The sequence below is a fragment of the Roseateles asaccharophilus genome, from assembly GCF_004362405.1.
Lineage (GTDB): Bacteria > Pseudomonadota > Gammaproteobacteria > Burkholderiales > Burkholderiaceae_C > Kinneretia > Kinneretia asaccharophila.
This window is the reverse complement of sequence record NZ_SNXE01000001.1, coordinates 485,016-499,706: the sequence shown is the minus strand read 5'-3', so window position 1 is coordinate 499,706 and position 14,691 is coordinate 485,016. Positions and strand designations below refer to the sequence as shown.

At 68.3% G+C, this 14,691-nt stretch carries 17 protein-coding genes; 13 read left to right on the top strand and 4 right to left on the bottom strand.

Going from position 1 to position 14,691, the window contains the following annotated elements; translation table 11 throughout:
• Positions 1-60: 60 nt before the first annotated feature.
• From phnG to DFR39_RS02190, 9 genes are read left to right on the top strand one after another with little or no spacing between them, the layout of a single operon-like run.
• Positions 61-567, top strand: a complete 507-nt coding sequence (gene phnG / locus DFR39_RS02230; protein ID WP_133601898.1) for a phosphonate C-P lyase system protein PhnG — start codon at positions 61-63, stop codon at positions 565-567.
• The gene (phnH, locus tag DFR39_RS02225) at positions 564-1,202 is read left to right on the top strand and encodes a phosphonate C-P lyase system protein PhnH (protein ID WP_133601897.1); all 639 of its coding nucleotides are present in this window, start codon (positions 564-566) and stop codon (positions 1,200-1,202) included. The genes phnG and phnH overlap by 4 nt, the downstream gene beginning before the upstream one ends.
• The gene (locus tag DFR39_RS02220) at positions 1,202-2,299 is read left to right on the top strand and encodes a carbon-phosphorus lyase complex subunit (protein ID WP_133601896.1); all 1,098 of its coding nucleotides are present in this window, start codon (positions 1,202-1,204) and stop codon (positions 2,297-2,299) included. Before phnH ends, DFR39_RS02220 begins: the two co-directional genes overlap by 1 nt.
• Positions 2,296-3,150 carry an alpha-D-ribose 1-methylphosphonate 5-phosphate C-P-lyase PhnJ gene (locus DFR39_RS02215; protein WP_133601895.1) on the top strand — a complete coding sequence of 285 codons (855 nt, stop codon included), beginning with the start codon at positions 2,296-2,298 and terminating at the stop codon, positions 3,148-3,150. The genes DFR39_RS02220 and DFR39_RS02215 overlap by 4 nt, the downstream gene beginning before the upstream one ends.
• The gene (gene phnK, locus DFR39_RS02210; RefSeq protein WP_133601894.1) at positions 3,147-3,956 is read left to right on the top strand and encodes a phosphonate C-P lyase system protein PhnK; all 810 of its coding nucleotides are present in this window, start codon (positions 3,147-3,149) and stop codon (positions 3,954-3,956) included. Before DFR39_RS02215 ends, phnK begins: the two co-directional genes overlap by 4 nt.
• Positions 3,953-4,687, top strand: coding sequence for a phosphonate C-P lyase system protein PhnL (gene phnL / locus DFR39_RS02205; RefSeq protein WP_133601893.1), 735 nt, complete (start codon positions 3,953-3,955; stop codon positions 4,685-4,687). The genes phnK and phnL overlap by 4 nt, the downstream gene beginning before the upstream one ends.
• The gene (locus tag DFR39_RS02200; protein WP_133601892.1) at positions 4,684-5,826 is read left to right on the top strand and encodes an alpha-D-ribose 1-methylphosphonate 5-triphosphate diphosphatase; all 1,143 of its coding nucleotides are present in this window, start codon (positions 4,684-4,686) and stop codon (positions 5,824-5,826) included. The genes phnL and DFR39_RS02200 overlap by 4 nt, the downstream gene beginning before the upstream one ends.
• 12 nt (positions 5,827-5,838) lie before the next feature.
• The gene (gene phnN / locus DFR39_RS02195; protein WP_133601891.1) at positions 5,839-6,411 is read left to right on the top strand and encodes a phosphonate metabolism protein/1,5-bisphosphokinase (PRPP-forming) PhnN; all 573 of its coding nucleotides are present in this window, start codon (positions 5,839-5,841) and stop codon (positions 6,409-6,411) included.
• Positions 6,408-7,289 carry an EamA family transporter gene (locus DFR39_RS02190; RefSeq protein ID WP_133601890.1) on the top strand — a complete coding sequence of 294 codons (882 nt, stop codon included), beginning with the start codon at positions 6,408-6,410 and terminating at the stop codon, positions 7,287-7,289. The genes phnN and DFR39_RS02190 overlap by 4 nt, the downstream gene beginning before the upstream one ends.
• A 10-nt stretch (positions 7,290-7,299) precedes the next feature.
• Here the strand turns inward: DFR39_RS02190 and DFR39_RS02185 are convergent, their stop codons facing one another.
• The 3 genes from DFR39_RS02185 to DFR39_RS02175 all read right to left on the bottom strand — a co-directional run bounded on the left by DFR39_RS02185 (position 7,300) and on the right by DFR39_RS02175 (position 9,856).
• Positions 7,300-9,156 (bottom strand): M56 family metallopeptidase, encoded by a 1,857-nt coding sequence (locus tag DFR39_RS02185; RefSeq protein WP_133601889.1) that lies wholly within the window; start codon positions 9,154-9,156, stop codon positions 7,300-7,302.
• Positions 9,156-9,569: a BlaI/MecI/CopY family transcriptional regulator gene (locus tag DFR39_RS02180; RefSeq protein ID WP_133601888.1), complete on the bottom strand. Its 414-nt coding sequence runs from the start codon at positions 9,567-9,569 to the stop codon at positions 9,156-9,158. The genes DFR39_RS02185 and DFR39_RS02180 overlap by 1 nt, the downstream gene beginning before the upstream one ends.
• Before the next feature lie 74 nt (positions 9,570-9,643).
• Complete coding sequence (locus DFR39_RS02175) at positions 9,644-9,856, bottom strand: endonuclease/exonuclease/phosphatase family protein (protein WP_133601887.1); 213 nt, start codon at positions 9,854-9,856, stop codon at positions 9,644-9,646.
• A gap of 406 nt (positions 9,857-10,262) precedes the next feature.
• Between DFR39_RS02175 and DFR39_RS02170 the strand changes: the two genes are divergently transcribed.
• Together DFR39_RS02170 and queE are read left to right on the top strand one after the other, a co-directional pair.
• The gene (locus tag DFR39_RS02170; protein ID WP_133601886.1) at positions 10,263-11,375 is read left to right on the top strand and encodes a 6-carboxytetrahydropterin synthase; all 1,113 of its coding nucleotides are present in this window, start codon (positions 10,263-10,265) and stop codon (positions 11,373-11,375) included.
• A gap of 16 nt (positions 11,376-11,391) precedes the next feature.
• Positions 11,392-12,030 carry a 7-carboxy-7-deazaguanine synthase gene (gene queE, locus DFR39_RS02165; RefSeq protein ID WP_133601885.1) on the top strand — a complete coding sequence of 213 codons (639 nt, stop codon included), beginning with the start codon at positions 11,392-11,394 and terminating at the stop codon, positions 12,028-12,030.
• A 326-nt stretch (positions 12,031-12,356) separates the two neighbouring features.
• Here queE and DFR39_RS02160 read toward each other — a convergent pair whose 3' ends face one another.
• Entirely contained in the window at positions 12,357-13,493 is a 1,137-nt protein-coding gene (locus DFR39_RS02160) for an SGNH/GDSL hydrolase family protein (RefSeq protein WP_133601884.1), read from the bottom strand.
• 203 nt (positions 13,494-13,696) lie between these two features.
• Here DFR39_RS02160 and DFR39_RS02155 point away from each other — a divergent pair, with 203 nt between their 5' ends.
• On the top strand, positions 13,697-14,017 hold the full coding sequence (locus DFR39_RS02155; protein ID WP_133601883.1) for a nucleotide pyrophosphohydrolase: 321 nt from the start codon (positions 13,697-13,699) through the stop codon (positions 14,015-14,017).
• A 125-nt stretch (positions 14,018-14,142) separates the two neighbouring features.
• Entirely contained in the window at positions 14,143-14,661 is a 519-nt protein-coding gene (locus DFR39_RS02150; RefSeq protein ID WP_133601882.1) for a GNAT family N-acetyltransferase, read from the top strand.
• Positions 14,662-14,691: the final 30 nt, after the last annotated feature.

The window sequence follows — 14,691 nt, the reverse complement described above, 5'->3', positions numbered from 1 at the left end:
GAAACTGTCACGGCTGCTGGTGATACTGGGCTCATCCTAAGTCGTCTAGATGACAGACCCATGAACTCAAGAACTGAAGCACCGTCGCCCGACCCCGAAGCGGCCGAGCTGGTGGCACAGCGCCAGCGCTGGCTGGGCATTCTGGCCCAGGCGCCGCGTGCGGCCCTGGCCCTGCATGGGCAGCGTGTTCTGGCGGACTACCGCTTCGAGGCGCTGCGCGCGCCCGAGGCCGGTCTGCTGATGCTGCGGGCCCGCGCCAGCAATAGCGGCGCACGCTTCAACCTGGCCGAGGCCACGGTGACGCGCTGTGCGCTGCGCTACCGTCCGGCCGCGGCGGCGGCCAGCGTGGGCGTGGGCTATGTGCTGGGGCGCGACGAGGAGCGCGCCCGCTGGGTGGCGGCCCTGGATGCGCTGCTGCAGCAGGCCGATCAGCAGGCCCTGCTGCTGAGCGAGGTGATCGCGCCCCTGCAAGCCGCGCTGGACGCGCAGCGGGCCGCCGAGCGCGCACGCGTGGCCGCCAGCCAGGTGCGCTTCTTCACCCTGCAAGCCGAAGGAGCGGCGGCATGAGCGCCCGGCTGGAAAGCGCCGCGCTGGCCGAGCTGGCACCCGCCTTTGCCGAGCCTGTGCATGACGCGCAGGCGGTGTTTCGCGTGCTGCTAGAGGCCATGAGCCGGCCGGGCCGGGTCCAGGCCCTGCCCGCGGCCTGCCTCTCCACCATGGGCCGACCTCAAGACCTGGCCCCGGCCCTGGCCGCCACCCTGCTGACCCTGCTGGATGCGGACACCAAGCTGTGGCTGGGCGAGAGCCTGGACAGCCCGGCGCTGCGCGCCTGGATCCGCTTTCACTGTGGCGCGAGCCTGGTGGCACAGCCCGAGCTGGCGGACTTTGCCCTGCTGGGCGCCCAGGAAGCGCGGCCGGCCCTGCTGCAAAGGCTCAATGCCGGCAGCGATGTGGCGCCCCAGGACAGCGCCACCGTGCTGATGCTGGTGGACGCGATGGCGCCGGCGCAAGGCAACCAGCGCTGGCGCGGCCCCGGCATCGAGCGGGAGCATGAGCTGACCATACTGGGCCCGCAGCCCGAGTTCTGGGCCTGGCGGCGCGCGCAGCAGGCCAGCTTTCCCTGCGGTCTGGACTTTGTGTTTGCGGCCGGTGACCGGCTGCTGGGGCTGCCACGCAGCACCCTGATTGCGGAGGTGGACTGATGTATGTTGCCGTCAAGGGCGGTGAAGCCGCCATTGCCGCCTCGCTGCGCCTGCTGGAGGCGCAGCGCCGCGGCGACCCCGCGCTGCGCGAGCTGCAGGTGGCGCAGCTGCGCGAGCAGCTGGGCCTGGCCGTCTCGCGGGTGATGGGCGAGGGCTCGCTGTACGACCCCGAGCTGGCGGCCCTGGCCCTCAAGCAGGCCCAGGGTGATGCGCTGGAAGCCGTGTTCCTCCTGCGCGCCTACCGCAGCACCCTGCCGCGCCTGGGCTATGGCGAGCCGCTGGACACCGCCGCCATGCGCTGCGAGCGCCGCATCAGCTCCATCTTCAAGGATCTGCCCGGCGGGCAGCTGCTGGGTGCGAGCTTCGACTACAGCCAGCGTCTGCTGGAGTTCGGGCTGCTGCAGGACCAGGACGCCGTGGCGTCTGAGCCTGCAAGCGATGCGCTGGCCGATGAGCCCATGCCGCATGCGCTGGCCGCACTCAGCGCCGACGGTCTGATCGAGCAGGAAACGCCGCCCGCGGGCGATCCCGAGCCCCGCGACATCACGCGCGAGCCGCCGCTGTATCCGCTCTCGCGGGCGCAGCGCCTGCAGATGCTGGCGCGCGGCGACGAGGGCTGGGTGCTGGGCCTGGCCTACAGCACGCAGCGTGGCTATGCCAACACCCACCCCTTTGCGGGCGAGATCCGCCATGGTCGGGTGGCGGTGACGCTGGTGCCCGATGAGCTGGGCTTTGCCATCGAGATCGGTGAGATCGAGCTGACCGAGTGCCAGATGGTCAACCAGTTCGTGGGTAGCGCCGAGCAGCCGCCCCAGTTCACCCGCGGCTACGGCCTGGTGCTGGGTCATGCCGAGCGCAAGGCCATGGCCATGAGCCTGGTGGACCGCGCCCTGCGCGCCGACGAGTTCGGCGAGGCGATCACCAGCCCGGCACAGCAGCAGGAATTCGCCCTGGCGCACAGCGACAACGTCGAGGCCTCGGGCTTTGTCCAGCATCTGAAGCTGCCGCATTACGTGACCTTCGAGTCCGAACTGCAGATGCTGCGCGCCATCCGGGCCGATCTGGCCGCGCCAGCGCAGGAAGGAACACCGGCATGAAGCACCCGCACAGCAGCCCGGCCCAGGGCTACAACTTCGCCTATCTGGATGAGGGCGCCAAGCGCATGATCCGCCGCAGCCTGCTCAAGGCCGTGGCCGTGCCCGGCCACCAGGTGCCCTTCGGCTCGCGCGAGATGCCCCTGGCCTATGGCTGGGGTACCGGCGGCATCCAGGTGACGGCCGCCGTGATCGGCCGCGCCGACACGCTCAAGGTCATTGACCAGGGCTCGGACGACACCACCAATGCGGTGAACATCCGCCGCTTCTTCGCCCGCACCACGGGCGTGGCCACCACCGAGCGCACCGCCGAGGCCAGCCTGATCCAGACCCGCCACCGCATCCCCGAGCGCGCGCTGCGCGAGGGCCAGATCCTGGTCTACCAGGTGCCGCAGCCCGAGCCCCTGTACAAGCTGGAGCCGCGCCGCCGCGAGGCCGCACAGCTGCATGCCTTCCAGGAGTACGGCCTGATCCAGGTGAAGCTCTACGAGGATCTGGCGCGCTGGGGCCGCATCGACAGCAGCTACGACCATCCGGTGCTGGTCAATGGCCGCCATGTGATGGCGCCCTCGCCCATACCCTCTTTCGACAACCCCAAGATGGACCGCATGCCGGCCCTGCAGCTTTTTGGCGCCGGGCGGGAGAAGCGGCTCTACGCGGTACCGCCCTATACCGAGGTGAAGAGCCTGGACTTTGCGGACCGGCCCTTCCACATCGAGCCGCAGGGTCATGCCTGCGCCCTGTGCGGCAGCAGCAGCAGCTTTCTCGACGAGGTGCCCCTGGCCGGTGGCGAGACGCTCTGGACCTGCTCCGACACCGACTACTGCCGCGAACAGGCAGAGCTTCAGCCATGAATCAAGCCACCATCGAGAACGCCCATCCGCTGCTGGAGGTGCGCAACCTGAGCCACCGCTTTGCCGGCGCACGCCCCGGTGTCTGGGCGGTGCAGGAGGCCAGCCTGCAGCTTTATCCGGGCGAGGTGCTGGCCATCGTCGGCGAGTCCGGCTCGGGCAAGAGCAGCCTGCTGAACTGCATTGCCGGACGCATCGCCTGCGCGCCGGGTCAGGTGCATTACCGACGCGGCAGCGACGAGCAATGGGTGGATGTGCATGCCTTGCCCGAGCGCGAACGCCGCCAGCTGGCGCGCAGCGAATGGGGCTTTGTGGAACAGCATGCGGCCGAGGGCCTGCGCATGAATGTCAGCGCGGGGGCCAATGTGGGCGAACGCCTGATGGCCGCGGGCGAGCGCCGCTACGAGACGCTGCGCGAGCAGGGCCGGCGCTGGATGGAGGCGGTGGAACTGGACCCCGAGCGCCTGGATGACAGCCCGCGCGCCTTCTCCGGCGGCATGCGCCAGCGCCTGCAGATCGCGCGCAATCTGGTCACGCATCCGCGCCTGGTGCTGATGGACGAGCCCACCTCGGGACTGGATGTCTCGGTGCAGGCGCGGCTGCTGGACCTGATACGCCAGCTGGTCAGCCGCCTGCAACTCTCGGCCCTGATCGTCACCCATGATCTGGGCGTGGCACGCTTGCTGGCTCAGCGTACCCTGGTGATGCGCCAGGGCCGCATCGTGGAGCAGGGGCTGACCGACCGCGTGCTCGACGATCCCCAGCATCCCTACACCCAACTCCTGGTCTCCTCGGTGGTCGCGCCATGACAAAGCTGCCCGTTCTGGATGTGCGCGCGCTGCGCAAAACCTTCACCCTGCATCTGCGCGAGGGCCTGCAGCTGCCGGTGCTGCATGGCGTGTCACTGAGCGTGCATCGCGGCGAATGCCTGGCTCTGGTGGGCCCCTCGGGCCAGGGCAAGAGCACCCTGATGAAATGCCTGTACGGCAGCTACGGGGCCGATGCCGGAGAGATCCTGGTGCATGGCGCCGATGGACGAACGCTGGACCTGGTGAGCGCCACGCCGCAGCAGCTGCTGGCGCTGCGCCGCCGGGCCCTGGCCTATGTGAGCCAGTTCCTGCGGGTGCTGCCGCGGGTGTCGGCGCTGGAGGTGGTCGCCGAGCGCGCCATGACGGCCGGCGAGACGGACGAGCAGCGCGCCCGCGCGCGTGCCGCCGAGCTGCTGTCCCGCCTGAACCTGCCCCAGGGTCTGTGGGGTCTGCCGCCGGCCACCTTCTCGGGCGGGGAGCAGCAGCGCGTGAACATCGCGCGCGGCTTCATCGCCCCGGCCGAGCTGCTGCTGCTGGACGAGCCCACGGCCTCGCTGGACGCGCTGAACCGCCGCGTCGTGGTGCAGCTGATCGAGGAAGCCAAGGCCCGCGGCACCGCCATCGTCGGCATCTTTCACGACGAGGAAGTGCGGGAAGCCGTGGCCAGCCGCTGTCACACCATGGCTTCGGCCCCCGCGGTCTCAAGCCATGAACACAAGGAGGCCGCATGAGCCACAGCCGCATCATTCACAACGCCCGCCTCGTGCTGGCCAACGAGACCGTGCAGGGTCAGGTCTTGATTGAAGACGGGCGCATTGCCGCCATCGACACCGGTCGCAGCGCACTGCCCGCGGCCGAGGACTGGGGCGGCGACTGGCTGCTGCCCGGCCTGGTGGAAATCCATACCGACAATCTCGAGCGCCATGTGACGCCACGGCCCAAGATCGTCTTCCCCATGCTGGGTGCGGTACAGGCCCATGATGCCGAGCTGGCCTCGGCCGGCATCAGCACGGTGTTTGACGCCATCGGCGTGGGCGATCCCTATGGCGAGGGCTTTCGCGCACGCAGCCAGGCGGCCGTGCTGGAGGCATTGGACCGGCTGGAAGCCGCGGGCGCGCTGCGCGCCGATCATCTGGTGCACATCCGCTGCGAGCTGCCGGCCCCCAATGCGCGCGAGCTCTTCGAGCCCTTTGCCTCGCATCCACGCCTGAAGCTGCTCTCGCTGATGGACCACACGCCGGGTCAGCGTCAGTGGAACGATATCGCCCATGCCCGCGTCTACTACACCGGCAAGAAGGGCTGGAGCGATGCCCAGTTCGATGAGGAGGTGCGCATCGCGCCGCAGCGCCAGGCCCAGCATGCCCAGCCCAACCGGCTGTGGTTTTCCGAGTTCGCGCGCCAGCAGGGTCTGGCCCTGGCCACGCATGACGACACCACGACCGAGCATGTGGACGAGGCCCGGGCCCTGGGCGCCTGCATGAGCGAGTTCCCCACCACCCTGGTGGCGGCGCGTCGGGCGCGCGAGCTGGGTCTGGCCACGGTGGCTGGCGCGCCCAATGTGATACGCGGCGGCTCGCACTCGGGCAATGTCTCGGCCCTGGAGCTGGCGCGCGAGGGCGTGCTGGACATGCTGTCCTCCGACTATGTGCCCAGCAGCCTGCTGCAGGCGGCCTGGGTGCTGCAACGCGAGGCGGGCTTCAGCCCCTCGGAGGCCCTGGCCATCGTCAGCCTGAATCCGGCCCGCGCCTGTGGCCTGCACGACCGGGGGCAGATCGCCATCGGTCTGCGCGCCGATGTGCTGCGTGTGGCCGAGGTCGACGGCTTTCCGGTCGTGCGTGAGCTGAGCGTGCTGGGCCGCCGTGTGGCCTGAACCGGATTGCGCATGAGTGCTCGCCTGATCTATGTGATGGGCCCCTCGGGCAGTGGCAAGGACAGCCTGCTGCGCCGGGCGCGCGAAACCCTCGAGGCCCGGCCACAGGGTCTGGATCGGATCTGCTTTGCCCACCGCTACATCACCCGGCCCGCCGATGCCGGGGCGGAGAACCACATCGCCCTGAGTCCGGCCGAGTTCCTGGCAAGACGCCGGGCCGGTTTGTTCGCCCTGCACTGGCACAGCCATGGCCTGGACTACGGCATCGGGCTGGAAGTGGAGCAATGGCTGGCGCGGGGCTTGACCGTGGTGATGAACGGATCGCGGGAGCATCTGCCGGCGGCGCAGCAGCGCTTCAGTCTGCTCACGGCGGTGGCCATCAGCGTGGACATGCAGACACAGCGCCAGCGTCTGCAGGCGCGCGCGCGCGAAAGTGCAGCGGCCATCGAGGCCCGCCTGGCACGCACACTGAGCCTGAGACTGCCTCCCGAGGTGCTGCTGATCCGCAACGAGGGCACGCTGAGCGAGGGTGCGGCCCAGCTCCTGCGCGTCATCGAAGCCGCCGAGACTGCCGCCTCCGCATGAACCACGCCGTGCTGGCCCTGGGCGCCTCGGTGAGCATGCATGTGGGCTGGAACCTGATCGCGCGCCGTGCCCCTCAGGACAGCTGGCCGCTGTGGTGGGCCCTGCTGGGCCATCTGCTGCTGTTTGCACCCTGGGGCTGGTGGAGTCTGTGGCAGGAGGCCCAGGCCAGCCCACTGCTCTGCGCTCTGGCCGCCATGTCGGCGCTCGCCAATGCGATCTACTTCATCGCCCTGGCCCAGGCCTATGAGCGGGCGCCCATCTCCCTGGTCTATCCCATGGTGCGCAGCTCACCCCTGCTGATCGCACTGTGGGGGCAGCTGTTTCTGGGACAGACCTTGGGCGCGGGCACCTGGCTGGGTCTGGGCGTCAGCGGTCTGGGCCTGGTGGTGATGGCCTTGAGCACCTTGGGCTCGGCCGGGGCAGGCGCGAGTGCCCTGGATCAGGCCGCGGTTCGCAAGGCGCTGCCCTGGGCCTTGCTGGCCATGCTCAGCACCAGCGTCTATTCGCTCAGCGACAAGGCCGCCACCGCTTACCTGCCCAGCACGGGGGCGCTGCTGGGCTATGTCTCGCTGAGCTATCTCTGCGCCTTTGCGGCCCTGAGCCTGCGTCTGAAGCGGCGCACCGGTGCCTGGCGCCCACCGCGGCGACTGCCCTGGCGTCTGTGCGGGCTGGGCGCGCTGTGCATCGGCTGGGCCTATGTGCTGGTCGTGCACGCCATGCGCCAGATGCCGGCGGCCGAGGTGGTGGGATACACCAATGCCGGCATCGTGATCGCCACCCTGGTGGGCATGCTGGTCTTTGGCGAGCGCTTTCGCTGGCCTGTGAGGCTGGGCGGTGCCTTGCTCATCAGCGCCGGTCTGGCGCTCATGGCGCGCTAAGCCCTGGCGCCTAGCCGCCCAGCTTGCCCAGTGATTGCCGGATGCGCCTGGCATCGGCCAGACGCTGGGCCGAGCCATCGGCATCCAGCAGAACCACGGTCACGAAGTGGCGCACGCCCTGTTTGCCCTCGGCCAGCAGGCGCATGGTCAGGCAGCGGCCGGCTTCCTCGGTATAGCCGGTCTTGGACAGGCGGATGTCCCAGCCCTTGCCCCCCACCAGATGGTTGGTGTTGCGCAGCTCGCGCGGGCGGCCGTTGACGCTGACCTTGGTCTTGGCCCGGCTGCTGATCTCGGCAATCTGCGGATAGCGGGCGGCGGCGGCCGCGAGGCGGGCCAATTCCTTGGCGGTGGACACATTGGCCGGCGAGAGGCCCGTGGGCTCCACCACCCGGCTCTGGTTCAGGCCCAGGGCCGCAAGCTTGGCCTGGGCGGCGCGGGCAAAACCTTCCGGCCCGCCGGGGTAGCTGCGCGCCAGGGCCGAGGCCGCCCGGTTCTCGGAGCTGATCAGGGCCAGGGCCAGGGCATCGCGCCGGCTCATGCGGGCGCCCACGGGCAGGCGCGAGGCGCTGTGCTTGAGGCGGTCCACATCCTCGGCCGTGACCTGCAAGGTCTCGTCCATGTCCTGGCGCGCATCCAGCACCACCATGGCCGTGAGCAGCTTGGTCAGGGAAGCGATGGGCACCACGACATCGGGGGCCTTGCTGGCCAGCACGCGGCCGTCCTCGTCCAGCACCAGCATATGGCGGGCATTCACAGGCAGCTTGAGCAGAGCGGCCATGCTGCCGGGCTCGGCCGGCAATTCCACCACCTTGCCAGCATGCTGGTGCTGGGGTGCCACGGCGGCGTCGGGCGGAGGAACGGGGCTGGCAGCGTTTTCGGCAGGGCCGCGGGCGGCCTGCACCAGCAGGCTGCTGCCGGCCAGCAGCAGGGCGGGCAGGGCCAGCTTCCAGCCGGCAACGCGGGAATCGGAGGAGCTCATCATCACCATGGTCATCAGTTGTTCGATACGGGGCAGCAGGCGACCACCGCGGGCACTCATTGCCATCGGGGGAAGGGGTCGGATGTCTTGGGCGGCCGGTCCGGCCCGGACATCCAGCTCGGCCAAGGCATGCAGGGCCTGGGCCAGACGGCGCGGGTCGTCCAGGGCGCGGGCGGCCAGGGCATCGGCCACCAGCTCCCGCTCCTGGCTCAGGCGCGAGGACAGCCACCACACCACCGGATGGAAGAAGAGCAGGGCCTCCACCAGGCTCTGTAGCAGATGGGCCAGATAGTCCTGGCGTCGCACATGGGCCAACTCATGGGCCAACAGGGCTTCCAGCAGGGGCACAGGCAGGCCGCTGAGCAGGGCGGCCGGGAGCAGCACCAGGGGCTTGAGGCAGCCGATGGCCACCGGCGCGTCCAGGCTGCCGGCCGGCGACAGACGCAGGGGCACGGCGCGGCGCAGGCCCAGGCGGCGGGCCAGGGCGTCCTGCCGCGCCTGCCATTCGGCCGGGGCCGGCAGGGCCCGGCGGCGCAGGCGTGCCACCCAGGCCAGGCCCAGACCCAGACGCAGCCCCATCAGGCCCACACCCAGGCTCCAGGCGCTCACCAGAGCCGGCAGCTGAGCCACCAGGCCGGCCAGCCAGCCGGGTAAGGCCGGGGGCGCGCTGGCGCTCTGACGCTCGCTCAGCAGCCAGAGCAGATGGCCGCTGGGGAGCAGCAGGCAGGCCAGCAGGGCCAGAGCGCAGACAGCGTAGCGCAGGCGCGCATCCGCCCCGCGCAGGGCGGCCAGGGCCACGGCGGCCAGCGCTCCGATCAGCAGGCCCTGCCAGATAAAGTGCAGCAGGGCCCAGCCCAGGGCGGGCACCAGGAGATCGAGCTCGCTCATCAGGCCTGCCCGTCGCGCGCGCCGGGCGTCTGCTGCTGTTGGAGCAGCTTCTGGATTTCCTCGCGCTCCTTCGCGCTCACATGACCCTTGAGCGCCGCCATCACCAGGGCCTTGCCCGAGCCGGCAAAGGCCTTGGCGATCAGGTCCTTGAGCAGGCGGGTCTGCAGCTTGTCCTGGGCCTGGGCGGGGATGTAGCGCTGCGGGCGCTGGCTTTCGTCGCGCAGCAGCAGGCCCTTGCCATGCATAACCTGGAGCTGGCGCAGCACCGTGGCATAGCTGGCCTCGGGACGCTCGGCCAGCAGGGCCTCATGCACCTGCTTGGCATCGGCCGGCGCATCCAGGCGCCAGAGCACGCGCAGCAGGTCCAGCTCGGCCGCCGTGGGCTTGGGCGCGGGAGAGGTCTTGTTCACCATGGATTCAGAATAATCGTTCTAGAACTTTTTGTCTAGAACTTTCATTCTGAATCAACGGCCGATGATCGCAGTGCTCAGCTGTGGATCTCGAAATAGAGCAGGCAGTGGTTCTGCCCACCTTTGTTGATGGTGACCAGCTGGCCGAAGACCATGGAGCCCTCTACCTCGTAGAGCCCGAACACATCCGGGTTCTGCTGCTTCATGAACTCCACCACCCGGCCCACGCGGGCCGGGTCTTCCTTGAAGTGCTCCACGTTCCAGGACATCACCGAGAAGAGCGTGGCCATGAGCAACCCCCTTGCCCTGTGAGCGGGCTGGCGCAGCTCGAGCGCCCGGCTCGGGCCCGACAAGCCCAAAATCCATCCGGACTTATGCACAAGTCTGTGAATAATTCTTGAACAAGACCCTGCTTATCCACAGGGTCGGCGCGTTTCGCCAAGTTGTTGTCTGTTGAGCCCGAATTTGTGCCCGGGTCGGCCCACAAGCTTGATCGCAAGACAAACCTTTGTCGCAAAAGGGAAAATCTGGCTTGTCCACAGGCTGGCGGCCCCTCTACTAAGACTACCAATTTGATAAATCAATAAGACAGGAATAACAAACGCAGCGCTGTACAAGTGCCTCCGCCCCTTTTTGCCCCGCCCGGCTTCGCCCTAGGCGCCCATGGCGGCCCATGTCACACTGCCGCCTCTCCCTATGAGCCAGATCCATTCCACACTTCACACCGCCTCCGGCGGTTTCGAGTCGGCCTGCCGCATTCCGGCCTTGCCGAGTTCGCATCGCAGCCATGGCCTGCACGGCCACAGCTATTTCGCCACCGTGCGTGCCCTGCTGCCGCAGGGCTGGGCGTCTTTCCCCGGCGCAGAAGTCGAGGAGCTGCGCCGCCGCCTGGAAGCCTGCGTCGCGCCCCTGGACCATGCCCTGCTCAATGACAGCCTGGCCCAGCCCACCGACGAGAACATCGCGCGCTGGATACGCCAGCGCCTGGAGACCGAGTTCGGCGTGCCCGGCATCCAGCAGGTGGGCATCCAGAGCACCCAGCACTCGGGCGTGGATCTGGATGTGTCCGGACAGGCCCATGTCTGGCGCCGCTACCGCTTCCAGGCCGCGCACCAGCTGCCCAATGTGCCGGCCGGCCACAAGTGCGGCCGCATGCACGGCCATGGCTTTGAAGTGATCCTGCATGCCAACCAGGACCTGGGCGAGCGCGATCTGGCGGTGGACTACGACCATCTGGACGAGGTCTGGGCGCCCTTCCACATGCAGCTCAACTACCAGTGCCTCAACAGCATCGAGGGCCTGGCCAATCCGACCAGCGAGGTGATCTCGGCCTGGCTGTGGGAGCGGCTCAAGCCCCAGCTGCCCGAGCTGAGCTGGGTCACGGTCTATGAGACCGGCTCCTGCGGTGCCAATTACGACGGCAGCCGCTACCGCATCTGGAAGGAGCTGACCCTGGACTCCGCCATCCAGCTCAAGCGCGCCCCCGCCGAGCACCCGCTGCGCGGCATCCATGGCCACACCTACACCCTGCGCCTGCATCTGAGCGCGCCGCTGGATGAGGTGCAGGGCTGGACCGTGGACTTTGGCGATGTGAAGACCCTGTTCGATCCCATCTTCAAGGCCATCGACCACCGGCCGCTGTACGAGATCGCCGATCTGCCGGATGGCGATGCGGCCAGCCTGGCGGCCTGGGTGCTGGCCAAGGGCCGGGCGGTGCTGCCGCAGATCGACCGGGTGGATCTGTACGAGACCCGGGGTTCGGGCGCCATCGTCAGCGTGGACCGCGCGGACGAGCTGATTCCGGTCTGAGGGGAGGGCTGGCGAGATGACTTATGCGGTCAAGGAAATGTTCTACACCCTGCAGGGTGAGGGCGCCCAGGCCGGGCGGCCGGCGGTGTTCTGCCGCTTTGCCGGCTGCAACCTCTGGAGCGGGCGGGAGCAGGACCGCGCGGAGGCGGTCTGCAGCTTCTGCGATACCGACTTCGTGGGTACCGATGGCCAGGGGGGCGGCAAGTTCGCCACTGCGGCCGAGCTGGCCGCGGCCGTGGCGGCCAAGTGGGCGGGTGGCCCGGGCGGCAAGCCCTATGTGGTGTGCACCGGCGGCGAGCCTCTGTTGCAGCTGGACGAGCCCCTGATCGAGGCCCTGCATGCCCAGGGCTTCGAGGTGGCGGTGGAGACCAATGGCACCCAGCCCGCACCGGCGGGGCTGGACTGGATCTGCGTCAGCCCCAAGGCCGATGCCGAGATCGTGCTGACCCGCGGCCACGAGCTCAAGCTGGTCTGGCCCCAGCCCCTGGCCCGGCCGGAGCGCTTTGCCGGCCTGGACTTCCAGCACTTCTACCTGCAGCCCATGGACACGCCCCTGCTGCAGAAGCAGCACGCGCGCGAGGCCATTGAGTACTGCCTGGCCCATCCGCAGTGGAAGCTCTCGGTGCAGATGCACAAGGTGGTGGGCATCGATTGAGGCCCGGGCATCGGCCCATGTGGACAAGTCTGTGGATGGCGCTTGAACAAGTGCAGGCTTGTCCACAGCACCCGCGAGCGGCTGGAACTTGTTCCGATTTCTGCACCTGCCTGTCCCGGGGTCGGCTCACAGACTTTGAGCCCGGCCAAGTCCTTGTGGCGCAAAGCTTTTTGGCGGCTGTCCACAGACAGGGCCGTCCTCTACCAATACGACTAAAGAGATAAGTTAAAAAACAAGGAAGAAATACAGGACATGAAAAAGGGAGCCGCGCGGGCTCCCTGAGCGGGGGAAGGGCGGGCGCCGCTTCCCCGAAAACAGCCTTGGCTTTACTTCAGCCAGCCCTTGGCCTTGAGTGCCGTGGTGATGGCCGAGGCGATCTGCTGGTGACCCAGGGGCGTGGGGTGGAAGCCGTCCGAGAACAGATAGGTCTTCCACCAGTCGGCGCCACCGCTGACACCGGCCGGCGGGTTGGCCGAGAGGGCCGGGGCCGTGCAGCTGGGGAAGTCATAGCTGGGCAGACCATCGCTGCCCAGGCCCTTGACCGGGCAAGCCGGCGTCTTGACATTGCTGAGCCCGAACTGGGCCGGCGTGGCCATCTGCTGGTTGAAGGTGGTGTAGAAGTCCACGATCACCACCTTGTCCTGACCGGTGAACTGCTTGGCCAGCTCGGCGTTGTAGGCCTCGACCCAGCTCTTGAACAGGGCCTCGGACTGGGCGCGTGCGGTGGCGCCGGCCGTGCCACCGCCGCTGGCGGCGGCAATGCTGTCCAGCACGGTCTGGAAGCGCGGCGTGTTGGTGATGCCGGGCATGTTCAGCAGGGCCACGCGACGGGCGCCCTTGTCCAGGGCCTGGTCCTTGATGCTGCTGGCGAACTTCTGGGCCAGGGCCTGCATATAGGGCACGCCGATGGCCGCGATGCTGCTGGCGCCGCCGGCCAGGGCCGTGCCCACCTGGGCCGAGGGCAGCAGGGTGCCCAGCAGCTTGGCGTAGGCGTCACCCTTGTCCTTGGGCACCGAGAGGTAGGCGGTGACCAGGTTGGCCGCATCGTTGCCACCGCCGTCGATCAGCAGCAGATCACTGGGCTTGAAGCCATTGGCCGCCACCAGCTGCAGCGGAATGCCGCGCGGATCGGCCGGGTTGCTGTTGTTGATGACCCCGCCACCGATGGCGTAGTTGGTGCAACCGGCCTTGCTGTTGAGGGTGAAGGTGGTGCCGGTGAAGGCGTAGTAGTTGCACTGACCGCTCAGGCCATAGGCCGCGGCCACACGCTCGGGGAAGGTGCTGGCCTCGCCCGTCTGCACGGTGAAGCGGATGCCAAAGGTGCCGACATCGGCCAGGCTGTCGCCAAAGACCTTGACGCTGCTGACGCTGTCATCGACGGGAATGGCATCGTCACCGCCGCCGCCACAACCGGCCAGGGCCAGCAGGGCCAGGCTCAGCATGCTGATCTTGAATTTTTTCATCGCTGTCTCCAGTAATCGGCGGCCCGAAAAGCGGTGGGGAAGCTCCCCGCGGGCGCCGGTGCCTTGACTCTAGCCAGCGGCCGCCGACGCTACGCGGGTGCAAACCCCGTGCTGTTGCGGAGGGCAGACTGCTTTGGAGGCTTGCGTCTAGACTGTGCCGGGCTGTCGCCGAGGTGACAGCCGGGGCGTGACACACTGGCGGCATGGACATCGAAAACCTTCAGCAGCGCTTGCGAGACTTTGCCGCGGCGCGGCAGTGGCAGCCCTACCAGACGCCCAAGAACCTGGCCATGGCCATGGTGGTGGAGGCTGCCGAGCTGGTGGAGATCTTCCAGTGGCTCACCCCCGAGGAGTCGCAGAACCTGGATGCGGCCCGGCGCGAGCATCTGGGCGAGGAGATCGCCGATGTGCTGCTCTACCTGCTGCAGATCGCGGCCCATAGCGGAGTGGACATCGAGGCGGCCGTGGAGCGCAAGCTCACGCTCAATGCGCGCAAATACCCCGCGCCAGCGGGCTCGGACTGAGCGCGCAGGGCTCACAGGCGGAGCAAAAAATATCCTGCTGTCAAGCGCCGCTTGACGGCTTTTTGGCGCGCAAAATCCCGCCCTTGCGTTTTTTCGCCGTCCCCTGAGTTTCTTTCGAGTTCCGTATGTCCAGTATCCAGGTCCGCCCGGCCACGCTGCGTGATGCCAAAGCCATTGCTGAAATCCATGTTGCAGCCTGGCAGGACGCTTACCGCGGTCTGCTGCCCGACACCACGCTGGACAGCCTGTCGGTCCAGAAGCGCCAGGCCTTTTGGCGTGAGGCCATCGATCTGTGCGAGCCCCAGGTGATGGTGGCCCATCTCGACAACGAGATTATGGGCTTCGTGGGTTTCGACCGTTCGCGTGACAAGGGCACCCCCTCCACCACCGGTGAGATCTGGGCCATGTACGCCAATCCCGTGCACTGGGACAAGGGCGTGGGTCTGGCCCTCTGGGATGCGGCCCGCGATGGTCTGCAGGAAGAGGGCTGCACCAAGGTCACGCTGTGGACCTATCTGCGCAATGAGCGCGCGCTGCGCTTCTTCGAGCTGGCCGGCTTCAAGCGTGAGCTGGGCAGTGCCAAGACCACCGAGGTGAGTGGCACGCGCATCGAGGAACTGCGTCTGCAGCGCTCCCTGGTCTGAGTTTCGCGGCTCGGCCCGTCGAGCCTTCTT

Excerpts from the sequence above, each read along its gene's own strand:
- phnG (WP_133601898.1), top strand. The coding sequence starts at position 61 with ATGAACTCAAGAACTGAAGCACCGTCGCCCGACCCCGAAGCGGCCGAG.
- phnH (WP_133601897.1), top strand. The coding sequence starts at position 564 with ATGAGCGCCCGGCTGGAAAGCGCCGCGCTGGCCGAGCTGGCACCCGCC.
- DFR39_RS02220 (WP_133601896.1), top strand. The coding sequence starts at position 1,202 with ATGTATGTTGCCGTCAAGGGCGGTGAAGCCGCCATTGCCGCCTCGCTG.
- DFR39_RS02215 (WP_133601895.1), top strand. The coding sequence starts at position 2,296 with ATGAAGCACCCGCACAGCAGCCCGGCCCAGGGCTACAACTTCGCCTAT.
- phnK (WP_133601894.1), top strand. The coding sequence starts at position 3,147 with ATGAATCAAGCCACCATCGAGAACGCCCATCCGCTGCTGGAGGTGCGC.
- phnL (WP_133601893.1), top strand. The coding sequence starts at position 3,953 with ATGACAAAGCTGCCCGTTCTGGATGTGCGCGCGCTGCGCAAAACCTTC.
- DFR39_RS02200 (WP_133601892.1), top strand. The coding sequence starts at position 4,684 with ATGAGCCACAGCCGCATCATTCACAACGCCCGCCTCGTGCTGGCCAAC.
- phnN (WP_133601891.1), top strand. The coding sequence starts at position 5,839 with ATGAGTGCTCGCCTGATCTATGTGATGGGCCCCTCGGGCAGTGGCAAG.
- DFR39_RS02190 (WP_133601890.1), top strand. The coding sequence starts at position 6,408 with ATGAACCACGCCGTGCTGGCCCTGGGCGCCTCGGTGAGCATGCATGTG.
- DFR39_RS02185 (WP_133601889.1), bottom strand. The coding sequence starts at position 9,156 with ATGAGCGAGCTCGATCTCCTGGTGCCCGCCCTGGGCTGGGCCCTGCTG.
- DFR39_RS02180 (WP_133601888.1), bottom strand. The coding sequence starts at position 9,569 with ATGGTGAACAAGACCTCTCCCGCGCCCAAGCCCACGGCGGCCGAGCTG.
- DFR39_RS02175 (WP_133601887.1), bottom strand. The coding sequence starts at position 9,856 with ATGGCCACGCTCTTCTCGGTGATGTCCTGGAACGTGGAGCACTTCAAG.
- DFR39_RS02170 (WP_133601886.1), top strand. The coding sequence starts at position 10,263 with ATGAGCCAGATCCATTCCACACTTCACACCGCCTCCGGCGGTTTCGAG.
- queE (WP_133601885.1), top strand. The coding sequence starts at position 11,392 with ATGACTTATGCGGTCAAGGAAATGTTCTACACCCTGCAGGGTGAGGGC.
- DFR39_RS02160 (WP_133601884.1), bottom strand. The coding sequence starts at position 13,493 with ATGAAAAAATTCAAGATCAGCATGCTGAGCCTGGCCCTGCTGGCCCTG.
- DFR39_RS02155 (WP_133601883.1), top strand. The coding sequence starts at position 13,697 with ATGGACATCGAAAACCTTCAGCAGCGCTTGCGAGACTTTGCCGCGGCG.
- DFR39_RS02150 (WP_133601882.1), top strand. The coding sequence starts at position 14,143 with ATGTCCAGTATCCAGGTCCGCCCGGCCACGCTGCGTGATGCCAAAGCC.